This is a genomic window from Massilia sp. TWR1-2-2 (assembly GCF_049897565.1).
In the GTDB taxonomy this organism is placed as follows: Bacteria; Pseudomonadota; Gammaproteobacteria; order Burkholderiales; family Burkholderiaceae_D; genus JAFCUW01.
Genome location: NZ_JAFCWM010000008.1, coordinates 180,668 through 193,872, shown reverse-complemented (window position 1 = coordinate 193,872; position 13,205 = coordinate 180,668). Strand labels below are relative to the sequence as shown.

The 13,205-nt window shown below is 60.9% G+C and carries 9 protein-coding genes; 4 read left to right on the top strand and 5 right to left on the bottom strand.

Annotated elements, in window-relative coordinates; translation table 11 throughout:
- Positions 1 to 85: 85 nt before the first annotated feature.
- From ACP7DD_RS10170 to ACP7DD_RS10160, 3 genes are read right to left on the bottom strand one after another with little or no spacing between them, the layout of a single operon-like run.
- The gene (locus tag ACP7DD_RS10170) at positions 86 to 2,704 is read right to left on the bottom strand and encodes a T6SS effector BTH_I2691 family protein (RefSeq protein WP_426174687.1); all 2,619 of its coding nucleotides are present in this window, start codon (positions 2,702 to 2,704) and stop codon (positions 86 to 88) included.
- Entirely contained in the window at positions 2,701 to 3,636 is a 936-nt protein-coding gene (locus ACP7DD_RS10165) for a DUF4123 domain-containing protein (RefSeq protein WP_426174685.1), read from the bottom strand. Before ACP7DD_RS10165 ends, ACP7DD_RS10170 begins: the two co-directional genes overlap by 4 nt.
- Entirely contained in the window at positions 3,623 to 6,397 is a 2,775-nt protein-coding gene (locus ACP7DD_RS10160; protein WP_426174684.1) for a type VI secretion system Vgr family protein, read from the bottom strand. The genes ACP7DD_RS10165 and ACP7DD_RS10160 overlap by 14 nt, the downstream gene beginning before the upstream one ends.
- 297 nt (positions 6,398 to 6,694) lie before the next feature.
- Here ACP7DD_RS10160 and ACP7DD_RS10155 point away from each other — a divergent pair, with 297 nt between their 5' ends.
- From ACP7DD_RS10155 to ACP7DD_RS10145, 3 genes are read left to right on the top strand one after another with little or no spacing between them, the layout of a single operon-like run.
- Positions 6,695 to 8,206, top strand: a complete 1,512-nt coding sequence (locus ACP7DD_RS10155) for a hypothetical protein (protein ID WP_426174682.1) — start codon at positions 6,695 to 6,697, stop codon at positions 8,204 to 8,206.
- Between the two features lie 54 nt (positions 8,207 to 8,260).
- Complete coding sequence (locus ACP7DD_RS10150; protein ID WP_426174681.1) at positions 8,261 to 8,773, top strand: GNAT family N-acetyltransferase; 513 nt, start codon at positions 8,261 to 8,263, stop codon at positions 8,771 to 8,773.
- Between the two features lie 4 nt (positions 8,774 to 8,777).
- Positions 8,778 to 9,263: a nuclear transport factor 2 family protein gene (locus tag ACP7DD_RS10145; protein WP_426174679.1), complete on the top strand. Its 486-nt coding sequence runs from the start codon at positions 8,778 to 8,780 to the stop codon at positions 9,261 to 9,263.
- On the opposite strand, the gene ACP7DD_RS10140 is transcribed toward ACP7DD_RS10145, so the two are convergent.
- On the bottom strand, positions 9,220 to 10,035 hold the full coding sequence (locus ACP7DD_RS10140; RefSeq protein WP_426174678.1) for an alpha/beta fold hydrolase: 816 nt from the start codon (positions 10,033 to 10,035) through the stop codon (positions 9,220 to 9,222). The two genes, ACP7DD_RS10145 and ACP7DD_RS10140, sit on opposite strands and share 44 nt — an antisense overlap.
- A 175-nt stretch (positions 10,036 to 10,210) precedes the next feature.
- Between ACP7DD_RS10140 and ACP7DD_RS10135 the strand changes: the two genes are divergently transcribed.
- Positions 10,211 to 10,351, top strand: coding sequence for a VOC family protein (locus ACP7DD_RS10135; RefSeq protein ID WP_426174675.1), 141 nt, complete (start codon positions 10,211 to 10,213; stop codon positions 10,349 to 10,351).
- An 81-nt stretch (positions 10,352 to 10,432) separates the two neighbouring features.
- Here ACP7DD_RS10135 and ACP7DD_RS10130 read toward each other — a convergent pair whose 3' ends face one another.
- Positions 10,433 to 12,934, bottom strand: coding sequence for a TonB-dependent receptor plug domain-containing protein (locus ACP7DD_RS10130; RefSeq protein WP_426174674.1), 2,502 nt, complete (start codon positions 12,932 to 12,934; stop codon positions 10,433 to 10,435).
- Positions 12,935 to 13,205 lie beyond the last annotated feature (271 nt).

Genomic DNA, 13,205 nt, shown 5'->3' with positions numbered 1-13,205 from the left:
CACCGCCCTGACGATCAAGAAACCCACCCTTGAGACCCAATTGACCCTCCTGTAGTGGCATTTTTTAACATCGCCTCTATATGAATCAATAACTTACGCGCTCAACTGTCGAACTCGGGAGATCAGCGTATGCTGTGATGAGTCCGGCGAACAGAGCTAGAACGCCGGCAGTAAGTTTGAACCCGCCGCGAACAATGTCGCCGCCTTTACTGATGCCGTCTATCGTTGCGTACTTCGGAAGCTCCCGGACCGATTTTGTGTATGAATACATCATGTCCGTTACGATTGCCGAAATACTTAGAGCTGAGGCAAGAGCTTCAGCGGTCGCAATATTAAAACCGGCCTCTTTGAAGCTGGGGAGCTTGCTCAAGAGCGCAAGACTCTCTATGCCGGCTAATGCACCACCGAGGCGGACCTGGTGGTAATTGTTTGTCGGGCATGGTACGACGGGTATTTTGTCTGACGGGCTGATCTTACGTTCCAGCGCCTTTGCTGCGCTTTCATAATTTCGATGACGTTTCGCGCTGTCCTCAAGCTGGATCTGAATCTCCCTCCAACCCAAACTTTTTACTCCTTGGGCAATGTGCAATTTGGCCTTGCATTGTGCGTCGTTAATCAAATCTATAGCGGCGTGCTCTAACGCTGCTTTTGCTCGCTGAGCCTGACGATATGCGTATTTCTGCTGGGCAGTTTTGCGCGATTCGACGGCTTTTGCTTGCGCTTCGGCGTGCTTATATCTGTTTTTGATGTCATCCCATTTTGTGGGATCTATTCTAGCGTTCAAGGTGTCGTGCTCTAGTTTCGCTGCCAGGTCACCCAGCCGCGACATCAACAGAGCGTTGGCTCTTGATACGAACGCCATATCGAGCTTGCCTCCGATACTTCTCCTAGCAACAGCGCGTGTTACTGTGGATACAAAATAGAAACATCTGGCTTCAATGTTGGCAATGTGTTTTGGATTTAGGTAGTTCTTGCTCTGCCCTTGCTTACGCATCCACTCGTCCAGCGCAGAGTCTGTGGCTTTCGTTGCGCCGACAAAACCCTTGATCGCGGCCTGCCAGCTTGTTGCAGGTAACACTTGGAATTCAGTGGTCCCCATTTTTTCAGTCAGTTCGGCCAACGTTCTATCAGCTTCCTTTTTCACCCCTTTCTGATCGCGAGTAAAGGCGCGTAGCAAGAGATTTTCTGGCTTTACCTGTAGAGCGGCACCCCATTCCGTCAGAATGCGCTCTGCATCCGCGGTTGCCTCCATTCCGAATATGCATTGGAATACTTGGGCGCTCAATGCTTCACCAGAGATCGGATCTTCCTGATCGCAGAGATCAAATGCCTGAAGCACGCGAGCAGATTTAAGCCATAAAATGTGTTGCGGAGAACGCTTGCTTGCGTTGGCTTGACACATCTTCGAGAGCTCACTCATCTTGTCGCTGAAGTGCTGCATTTCCACCAGGTCAAGGTATGGCGCATACCGGTCTCGCCAGTCGTTTTTAGCCTTGTTGTGCGCAAATTCGATGTAGCTATCCTCGTCAACTTGCCTCTCGCGCTCAAGTTCTTCCACAATCGAAGGATGGGCGTCTTCCCATTCTTTACGCATGGGGAAAGTTTGGTATTCCCGGTTGGTCGGCTTAACGCCCGTCTTGGCGCACTTATCTGCCCGCATCGCGCTGGAGTCGTCGATGAAGATCGGCTCTCTGTCGACTCGACGTAAATGATCGGCACGTTCAACAGAGTGCTCCGCGTCAGTTACCAATCCTTTTTCCATAAGCTTGCGCCATGCGTCTATCTCATTGTGAACGTTGAACTTTCGCCTGTTGTCAGGGCCGGTGCCTTCACGTTGTCCCATGAAGGTATCTATCGGTAAGAAAGCATCGTTCCGATGGTCGTTCAATTCTTGCGTCACACCGATGTGGTCGTACAGCACCAAGGCGGCGTAGCCATTCCTTGTAATGAGCTCTTGCAGCCCACCCAGCCTTCCGCCGTAGACGCCCTTCTCGTTTGGCACTGCTTCCCCGTAAGCGTCGCGTGTAGCGGGAATCATTTGTTCACGCAATGCCTGGCTTAACGGCGTTGCGAACGGTCGTGCGTGAGGCGATGCTGGGTTGCCCGGCTCTGTGAAGAGCCTGTATTCGGCTACAGTGGTCAATAATTCTGGCCCCAACAAGCTATGCAATTGATCAGTGTTGCCGTTCAGCCAGCCAGCGGGACTAAAGGTCTGCATCTTTCCTTCGCTCGCATAGGCGTCCGCGTTCGCCTTGTACTCTGACAGCTTGGATTTGGTCAGAGGGGCGTATGTAAATAGCGCCCATAACTTCTTCACATTCTTGGCGTCCGGAATGGATACCATACTGGCGTTGACGCCGCAAAGTGACGGGTCACAACTGAACTGCGGTTCAATTTGAGGTGGGCTTTCGACGCTAAATTCGTATAAATAGGCGTCGTCAAGTACTTGATAGGCCAGCCAATATCGTACTCCCCGGTGATCGAGCAAAACGTAGAGGTAGCCTGGGCGCAGCAGGCGAACTGCGTATTTACTTTTCCCGTCAGTCAGCTTGATATCGACGACTCCCTTCCCAAGCTTCTTGCCACCGATTTCCGGCAAGCGGTCGAAAGCCGTCGGGTAGTCTGAACCGACTACGCTGTAGCGCAGAGGCAGCCACAGCAAACCGTTTTTCTGACAGAATTTGCAGTCTTTCTTTCCGATCATGCTGTGCTCTCACTGAGGGTTTTGACGTCTAAAGCGAATGACGGAAATCCTCCTTCGATCAGCGCGTCGAAAGGTATTCCGTTCACTGCAGATTGCGTGATCAGTTCGTGCAGACCAGGTTGTCGCGTGAAGGCCGGTCCATAGCGGATAGCGCGCCAGACATAAGCGACCAAATCCGCAGATTTTTGCAAACCTAAGTTTTTGGCATTGACAAGATGAGTGTCGATCATCCCATCGTCACTCTGTTTGCACGGGATCGATCGTTCGAGTAATGCACGTGCGGTCAGATTGATGGTCTCAATACGGTCAATTGACGCAGCCGTGTTTTCGTCAAAGCGCAAGTACCCGCCAAATCCTTGGTTGCCTTGCCGGGGATTGTCATAACGTTGCAACTGACCTTCGCGATTCAGATGGCACCACGTACGGACAGAGCCAAATAGTTGTGACAGATTGCTATATGGTTGATCGGTTGTCGCCCTCAGTAAATCGGCCAGGCGTGGCATCACCCGAGGATCAAAATAGCGCAGGTAGATGCGTTCGCCATCCGGATAGCGCGCATCGAGCCTTTGACGCAGCGATAGCTGCAGTCGCTTCAGCGAATCGTCCGTGAACAACCAGGCACAGACGCTGCGCAGGCCGGCGACGTGAGCTGCTTCCTCTTGTGCGCGAGTGATGCTCTGCGCCAGCAAGTCGTGATGAGCTTGCTCAGCACTTAGCAGTTCAACCAACAACGGTGCGCTCCGCGGCGCTTCTTTGAAGATGGGATCATCGATCCGCATGCAGTGCGCCGGTGGCGATGTCAGCGCGTCGATGGCCGGCTGCAAGTGCTCGCCCGCGAAAGGATCCAGCAACAAGAAGGTGCGCTTGTGTTCTCTGAAGAGCGCGCTAATTGCTTCACCGGCCCCATTCGCCATCGGGTCATCGTTTGACACTTGCACCTCCCGCTTCGGTTGCAGATGCCAGTTTCAATTCGCATCCCTTTATCTGCCCGCTTTCCTTCAACACGAGCTGTTCGCGACTCACGTTCTTTGGCCCAGCGATCTCTTTTTTCGACGCCTTGAACTCAACCTTGCCCGGCGCATGGATCATGATATTGCCGCCTTCAATTTTGATATAGGCGCCCTGCGCGGTCATCAGCACATGATTTTTCGCTGCTGCGGTAATGCTTTTGGTAATGCTGGCAACGCTGATCGCCTTATCGGCCGTGATGCGTGTCTCATCCGACTGGCTCTGGCTGCTCACTTTGCCGCTGGCTGCGTGCAGCTTGATTCCGGTTTCCTGGTTGGGCTTATCCTTCGCGCTGGCCTTGCCATACGTGAACAAGCTGATGCCTGCCTTGATGGCGTAAAAGCTGCCGCCTTGCGCCGCAAGGTTGATGTCTTGCCCGGCAGTGATGCTGCTGGTGTTGCCGGCGGCGATAAACGCATCGGCCGGCGTCGTAGCGGCGATCCCAGCCGCGCTCGACAGTTGCAGCTGGGGCTCGGCATAGGCGGTGACCTTGTCTTCAACGCCCTTGAGAGCGTCAACGCTGGCCGCTATCGCACTGATGGCCGGCAGTTTCGCCGGCGCGGGTTCAGCTTGCCCCTGCTCGTCTTTCAGTACCGCATTGTGCTTTTGCGCCGTGCTGGCCATGGCCATTTGGAGTTCATGGCTGCGCTCGACTTGCGCCAACGCCTCGCGCGAGTCAAGCTGAGCGCCGCTGGCGCCCTGCCGCACATCGGTAGAAAGCAGCAATCCCCGGCCGGCGCGCAGGGCGGCGCTGTGCGCCGTCTTGAGCTCGGCGCCAAAGCCAACCGGGTCAAGCCGCTGATTGTCGGTCTGATGGCGCAGCGTGCCGAGGTTCAGTTCGGCGCTGCCGGTGTGTGGGCCGGCATGGCTTTGCAGTGCGACGCGCGACTGGCCGGCGCTGTCGTCGAACACCAGCTGGTTGTACGCGCCGCCGCCATTCTGGCTGCTGCTCATCGCCTGCGTCTTGATGCCCGATAGCGACGCCGGATGGGCGTGCGCGCCGCTCTCGCCGGGAAACCAGGCTGGTGCGTTGCCAGTTGAGACGCCGGCGCCGAGCGAGCGCTGGTTGTACTGCGCGTCGGTCTGGCCTTTGCCGTTGTACAGACTGCCTATGACGACCGGACGGTCGATATTGCCCTCGATGAAATCGATCAGGACTTCGCTGCCCACTCGCGGCACGGCAACAGCGCCCCAATTGGCGCCGGCAACCGGGGCCAGCGGCGTAGCGATGCGCACCCAGGTGCCGGCGCGATCGTCAGCCGGTGCGCCGGTGTGGCCAGCCGGCGCCGGATGGTTCAGGCGGCTGTGGCTCAGGTCGTCGTTGCCGCCATTGCGCTGCCAATGGAACTGAACCTTGATGCGGTGGTCGCGGTCTGTATAGGTGACCGCACCGGGCGGACCGACGACGATCGCCGTTTGCTGTCCCTTCACAGTGGGGCGCGGATGCAAGCGAACGCCGTGGCCGTCGACGTTACTGCTGCGGTAAGGTACGGCGCTGCGGATGGCGTCGATCTGGTTGCGGTATAGCGGTCGGTCGCCGATGGCGGTTCTCGCGGCATCGGCCGGCACCACCGGGCTCGGTCCCAGCGCTCGCTTGATCGTCGACTGCAGCTCCGCACTGAGATTGTTGTGCGCCAAGTGCTGCACCCGCATGATCAAGAAAGTACGCGCGGCGTCGTCGTCGGCATGGTCAAATTCGGCATGATCGCGCAGCGTGAATGTCGAGCCGGGGGCGAAGGTGCGCACGGTTCCGGCGCCGGTGTAGGTTTCGTGTGCCACAGACAACGCTTGCAGATGCCTGTCGGCCATGCGCTGCCCTTGGGCCGGCGTCGAGTAAGCATAGGCGCCTGCGGCATCATTGCTCACAAGCCGCGGCCCGCCGACCGGTTCAGCGCTGGCATTGACCGGACGGCTACCGCAGGAACGGTAATCCCAACTGCTGATGGCAACTTCCGATACAACTGAGCGGAACGTCGTTTGCCAGCGGTCGATGCTGTCCTCACGCATGACCGCGCCGGGACGGGTAAAGCGTACCTCGGCCTGCATGTTTGCCTTGAAGCTGCCATTGTGGTCGGCGATGACCATGGTATGGCTGCCCAGGTGGTCGCTGTCGCGAGCGGCAGTGTGTTCAAAAAAGTAAAACAGACCTTCCTCATGTAACAGGCGCTCAGCGAAAGCCAGGTTCGATTCCTGGTATTGGCAAGTGAGTGAACGGACAGGATAGACGCTGCGTTCGGCAATATCGTAGCGCCATGCCGGCCCCAGTTTTCCCAAGCCCTGCCAGCCCTGGAACACGGCGTCGAGAATGTCGAAAATGGTCTTGTCCTGAAATATCCGGCTGTCCCGGCCGTACGCCATGAATGCCGACCACGGTTCAATGATGAGCATGTAGCGCGCGAAGCCGCCGTCGGCACCCGTCAGCTGTGCCGAGGTGATGTGGCCGTGGATGGGGCGCCATTTCATGGCCGGCATGGCGGTTAGCAGTTCGAGCAGGGCCGGCTGACCGATCATTGACCTGAGCGGGATTCTGGCGTCGGTGGACAATACGACCACCTCGAAGCGATAGCCGCGACTCAGGCTTTCGTCGCCGCGAATGCACTCGACCAGCACTGTATCTAAGCCGAGCGGTGTGGTGATACGGATCAGGCGCGTTTCCTGAGTGAAGCGCGGGAATAGCTGCACCACGTTGATGCTCCTCCGATGTGCGTGCAAAACTTTGCGAGTGAGCTTGCGTTTTCTCGGCGCAGAGCCGAACAGGCATTGTTGCGTGCAGGCAGTAGCGAGACGTTGATGAAAGTCAATCCACTGAAGTGCCTCACCTTGATTGCATGCCAATCATCCAGTTGGGTAATTTGAGGAGGCGACCCTTTGCGTTTTCTCGCGAAGCAGGCAGATAAAAAGGAACCTTGCCAGGCTCAAGCGTAGGATCGGATTCGTGGCTTTGGGCGCACGCAATCGGATTGTCTTCTCTTGGGAGGCTCTATGTTTGGTTCCGGAATCCTCGACACGATCATCGGCCTGATCTTCGTCTTCCTGCTCGTGAGCATGCTGGTCACGATTTCCAACGAGCTGATCGCCGGCGCGCTGCACTCGCGCGCCAAGTGGCTGCGCCTGGGCATCGAACGGCTGCTCGGATCGAAGTGGGCGCAGGACCTGTACGCCCATCCGCTGATCGGCTCCACCGCCCAGTCGCCGGCAGCCGATGTGGCGCGCTCGGCCGGGCCGTCGTACATCGCTTCGCGGCCGTTCGCCAGCGTGTTGATGGCGCTGCTGCACGACAGCGCCGCCAGCGTACGGGAGGTGCGGCGTACGCTGCAGGATCTGGTCACCACCGCCGGCGACGGCGGCACCAGCGTCGAGGCGCTCCGGCTGCAGCTGGCCGAGTCGCTGCCGAGGCTGCGCGCGCTGATCACCGCCCATTCGCACGCCGAGCTGGCCGACGCCATCAGCAGAGACCTGATGGCGCTGGGCGAGCGGCTCAAAGCGCCCTACACGGTGGCCGACGCGCAGGCCGACATCCAGCACCTGGTCGACAGCATGCAGAGCCGCTACGTGCGGCAAATGATCGAGGGCCTGCACGACGAACGCATGCGCATGGTCTTGCTGGCGCTGTTCGACGATGCCCAGAACGACGTTGAAAAGTTCAAGGAAAACATCGAGATCTGGTTCAACAATTCGATGGACCGCATCAGCGGCTGGTACAAGCGGCGCGCGCAGTGGATGGTGGCCGCGCTGGCCGTCACCGCGGCGGTCAGCATGAACGTCGACGCCGTCCTCATCGTCAAGCACTTGCAGACCTACCCGGGCGCGCGCGAATCGCTGGTGGCGCAGGCCAAAGCGTTTGCCGAGCGCACGCCGGCCACCAACGCGGCCAGCGGCGCCGGCATGCACCGCGTCACCAGCGGCGACGACTACAAGGGTGTGCTGACGTTCGACGTTCCCGCGGCCAGCACCGGCACCGTCGAGCTGACGAGCGACACCGCCGGCGTCATGCTGCGGCCGGCCACGATGCTGGTCAAACGCGGCGACCGGCAGGTTGAATTCAACGTCGCCACTGTGTTCTCCGATACCACGGCGACCGCCACAATCAACGCCGCCGGCGCCGCCGAAGGCTCGGTGCAACTCGACGTGCGCCAGGGCTTGCCCGCACAATTTTCGGCCGTGCAGGACAAGCTGGCGGACCTCGGCTTGCCGATCGGCTGGGTGTGGGACGCCACGCCCACCCAGGTCAAGAACGGGCAGGCGATTCCGCGTAACGTGGCCGACGGTGTCGATCGCGTGCTGCAGCACTTTCTCGGCTGGTTCATTACCGCGCTAGCCGCCACGCTGGGCGCGCCGTTCTGGTTCGACATGCTCAACCGGGTCATTTCGATCCGCTCCACCGGCAGGGCGCCGGAAGAGAAACCGAAAGCGCCAAAGGAAGTTTCGACGCCGGTGGAGCCTGGCCAGACGCCGCGCGAAGCGGACCGCCTGGCGGCGGCGCAAAGGGAGTAGCCTGCGCGGCGGGGCAGCGTGATAAATTGTTCACTTTTAATTCGTGACCACATCATGCTGATCCGCCGTCTTGTACCCGCCGATGCAGTTGCCTACCAGTCGCTGCGCCTGGCGGCGCTGCGTGAAAGTCCCACCGCCTTCAGCTCCAGCCACGAGGAAGAGTGCGACACGCCGTTGTCCACCGTCGAGGCGCACATGGCGCCCGATTCCGGCCGCTACCGCTTCGGCGCTTTCGATGGCGCACACCTCGTGGCCGTGGTCGGCGTGGGGCGCGAAAGCGCGCGTCAGGTGCGTCAGAAGGCCTTCATCGGCGGCATGTATGTGGCGCCGGCATGGCGCGGCAAGGGCCTGGGCCGGCAACTGCTCGAGCAGGCGCTGGCCTTTGCCGATGCCATGCCCGGGCTGCTGCAGGTGACGCTGGCCGTCACCTCCGGCAATGCGTCCGCCCTTGCCTTGTACGAGTCGATGGGATTTGCCGTCTATGGGCGCGCGCCGCAAGCCTTGCTCGTCGATGGCGTGCTCTACGATGATGTGCAGATGGCGCGCGGCGTTCAGGCGAAAAACTGACAGGTTGAAAGATGCTGGCCTGTCTAGTATCTTTGCAGGTATGGAAAATACATCAGCCAGCAATCCGGACCAGATCGAGACTATCGAGCGCTATCTGGCGGCCTATAACGCCTTCGACATCGCCGGCATGCTGGCGTTGTTATCGGCAAACGTGCGGTTCGAAAATTTCTCTGGCGGCCAGCTGACGGCGGCGGCGAATGGCATCGGCGAATTCGGCGATCTTGCCAGGCAGTCCACGTCGATGTTCTCGGAGCGCGAGCAGCGCATCACTTCGGTCGAACAGGCCGACGGCGCCACCGTGATCGGCATCGCCTACCGCGCGCGCCTGGCGGTCGATATTGCGGACGGTCCGCGCGCCGGGACCGTCATCAACTTGCAGGGACAAACCGAGTTCCGCTTCGACGGCGCGCTGATCGCCCGCATCGTCGATCGCAGCTGTCGGCGGTTCAGACCGTCACCAGGTAGTCCGACAGCATCTGCGGTTCGGTGATCATCGGATCGTGGTGCGTGTTGAGCTCGACCCATTTCCAGCCTGCCTGCTGGCGCAAATTCTTTTTCACCTCGACCAGCGGCTCGAACGGCGAAGCAACGCAATCGACGTAGATGCGCGGCCGGCCATTGCCGAGCGGGTTATTGAGCATCAGCTTTTCCTGGTAGGTGCCGACCGGGTGCGGCGTCATGCGCGCGGTCACCCACGACAGCGTGTCCTTGTCCATGCCGGCCTGCGCCGCGGGCGGCGGCGGAATGGCGACGCCTTTGCCGGTGCTGGCAACTTGCTCGAGCCGCTTCTTCGTCACCGCCGCCGGCTGCGCTTCGAATACCGACGAACCGCTTTCGAGCACCATGGCGTCGATGTAGACCAGGCTGTTGAGCAGGTGCGGGATGCGGTCGGCCACGCCGCTGATCACCACGCCGCCAAAGCCGCTGCCGACCAGGATCACGTCGCTGATGCTCTGGTACACGATGTGATTGGTGATGCTGGTGATGAAGGTCGACAGCGAGATGTCCTTCGACAGCAGGTGCGCCTGCTCGCCGACGCCGGGGCAGGTGGGGGCCGTCACCACGTGGCCCTGCGAGCGCATCGAGCGCGCCACCTTGTCCCAGCACCAGCCGCCGTACCAGGCGCCATGCACCAGCACGAACGTCTTGGGCCGGTTGGCGCCGAGGATGACGGACGATTTCGCCGTCGATGCGGCGCCGCCGAGCATCAGGCCAAGCGCGGCGACGTTGAAATTACGACGGCTGAGTTTGTTCGAGTCCATGTCATCTGCCCTGTTAGTAGAATTTCCGTGTGGAAACGACAGTTGCATTGTCGGATATCCGGCGGTCCGCTCAGTGATCTGCGTCAAGCGAAGCGATTTGAGGACGAGGAACTTTTTGTGTTGTAAGCTTGGCAAACATCAACCGCGGAGGCGGACACCATGAAGGGACGACCTGGTGGCGCTGCTGGCCGCGCTGGGCGCCGAAGGCTGCCAGGTCGATGACAAGATGGACGACTCCGAATACGGCAAGTTCGGCTGGGTGACCGATCCGGAAGGCACCCGGATCGAACTGTGGCAGCCGCCCGCCGGGCAATAAGCCGCTGCAGCGCGAACGGAAAAAGGCCACCCGAAGGTGGCCTTATGTTTATCGACTTGCCGGCGAACCGGTGCGCAGTAGTTAGAAGCTGTAGCTGGCGCGGGCGTACACGAAGCGGCCCGAGCGGCCGAACGGCGAGTAGTTCGAGAACATCGCCGCGCCGGTGGTGTTCAGTGCCGGCGGGAACGCGTCCGGATAGACGTCGAACAGATTGTCGGCGCCGATCGCCACGTTCATTTTCGACGACACGGCGTAGCGCGCCTCGAGGTCGACCAGCGTCTTGGCCGACAGCGTGAAGTCGAGCGCGGCGGTGGTGCCCGGGGCAATTGCCTCGCCGTAGCGGGTGGCACGCGCCGTCGCGCCCCACTGGCCGAGTTTCCAGTTCAGGTTGGCGCTGAGCTTGTTTTTCGGCGTACCCTTTTCAAACGTCAACACGTTGACGCGGCCAAACAGCACCGGCGCCGGATTGAACGATGACAGCGCCGCCGCGGTCGGCAGCTTGGTCACTTCGGTCTTGTTGGCGTTGGCCGCCAGCGTCAGGTCGAAGCGGCCGGCGCCGTCGGCATTGAACGGCATGTTGAGCACCACGTCGACGCCATCGGTGGTGGTGTCGACGCCGTTGATGAAGAAGCGCCCGCCGCCGGAGCGGAAGCCGCGTGCGTCGAGGAACTTGACGATGCCTGGCAAGGTGCCTTCGATCAGGTTCTCCGACAGCACGATGCGGTCCTTGATCTTGATCCGGTAGGCGTCGACAGTCAGGCTGGTCTTGCCGAAGCGCATCACGCCGCCGAGCGACATGTTGACCGATTTTTCGGCGTCGAGCGGCTTGGCGCCGAGCGCGACGGCAACCGGCGACGACGGCTTGAAGGTGGTCAGGTCATACGGCACGCCGCTGATGAAGACGGTCGAGGTGGCGGCGAAACCCTGCTGCTGCGGCGACGGCGCGCGGAAGCCGTTCTGCAGCGAGCCGCGCAGCGCGAACGCCGGACTGAAGTCGTAGCGCGCGGCCAGCTTGCCGGCGACGTTGTTGCCGAAGTCCGAATAGTGTTCGGCGCGGATTGCCACCGAGGCGAGCAGCTGCTTGGTCAGGTTCGCTTCGAGGTCGATGAACGCGCCGACCGCGGTGCGCGACGTGTCCGATGCGTCGGCAGGCTGGAAGCCCGGGAAACCCTGCGAGCCTGGCGGCGTCGGCGCGCCGCTTGGCAGCAGCAAGCCGCCCGAACGGTACGAATCCGGCTCGCCCGGTTTCAGGATGTAGCCTTCGCGGCGCGCTTCGGCGCCGATCGCCACGTTCAGCGGCGAGGACAGGCTGTCCATCGCGACCGTGCGCACGCCCGACACGTTCAGCACCAGCTGGTCGTAGGTGAAGCCGCCGGCGAAGAACTTGGTCGGGCTGGCGCCGCCGAGCGAGCGGTTCAGCGTGTTCTCGAGATTGAAGCGCATCTTGTTCTGGCCATAGCCGAGCGAGGCGTCCATGTCCCAGTCGCCCATCGTCCAGTTCACGCCGCCGGTGGCGGAAAAGTCTTCCACGTTCGGCACGATGAACGGGATGAAGCCGTTCGGGTAGATCGAGGCGACGTTCTGGTCCTGCACCGCGCGGCGGATGTTGGCGGCCGACTTGGCGTCGCGGTTCTGGTAGCTGGCCCAGCCGTACAGCTTGACGCCATTGCCGAGCGGATTGGCGGCGTTGGCGAACAAGGTCGTCTGTTTCACTTCCGGCTCGCCATACCAGGTGTCGAAGCGGTTGAACGTCGCCTCGCGCGGATCGAAGGCGCCGTTGATTTTACTGTAGGCGGCGCGCATGTCGTAGCCGCTGCGCTCGGTGTGCTTCTGGTCCTTGTATTCGGCGGCGATGGTGACGAAGCCGCTCTCGCCCCATGGCAAGCCTTTCCACATGCTGACGGTGGCGGCCTGGCCATCGGTCAGGCTGCGCGACTTCGGCGCGGCGCCATAGTTCGCGCCCGCTGGCGGCGCGTCGGCGACGACGTCATACTCGGTGATGCGGGCGCCGTACGTCACGTTCGCCTCGCCGCCGCTGCGGTCGGTGCGCAGGCGGATGTTGACCACGCCCGAAATGGCATCCGAACCGTATTGGGCCGAGGCGCCGTCGCGCAGCACTTCAATGGTGCGCACGATCGCCGTCGGGATGGTGTTCATGTCGACCGAGGCGGAGCCGCGGCCGACGGTGCCGTTGACGTTGACCAGCGCCGACGAGTGGCGGCGCTTCGAGTTCACCAGCACCAGCGCCTGGTCGGGCGCGAGGCCACGCAACGTGGCCGGGCGCACGGTATCGGTGCCGTCGGTCAGGCCTGGGCGCGGGAAGTTCAGCGACGGCAGCGCGATCGACAGCGCCTGGGTAATTTCGGTGTTGCCGGCGTTTTTCAGCTGTTCGGCCGAGATGATGTCGACCGGCGCGGTGGTGTCGAGGGCGGTGCGGTTGGCAACGCGGGTACCGGTGACGACGACGGTGGCGCCGATGTCTTCGGCCGGCGGCGCGGCCTGGGCATACACGCTGCCGCTGGCGAACAGCGAAGCGATGGATAAGGCGAGCACGTGCTTTCTAGGTGCGAACTTGTTCTGCATTTTTATTCCCTCGTTGATTGAACCCTGCGAATCCCGTGAAATCGGGACCTTCTATAGTGAAAAAAACATCCAATCCATACTGTATTGCTCACTGTCGAATGTCAATTCTGGACAACATTTCGCGGGTTCAATTACAACAGATGTCACATTGCTGTCAGTTCGGCGTAAGGTTGCGCCGATGAGGGAAGGGGGGACGAGGGACGGCGGCCCGGCAGCAGAAATCGAGAAGCGGGCGGCGCCGCACAATAAGCAACATCGCCCCGCCTGCGCG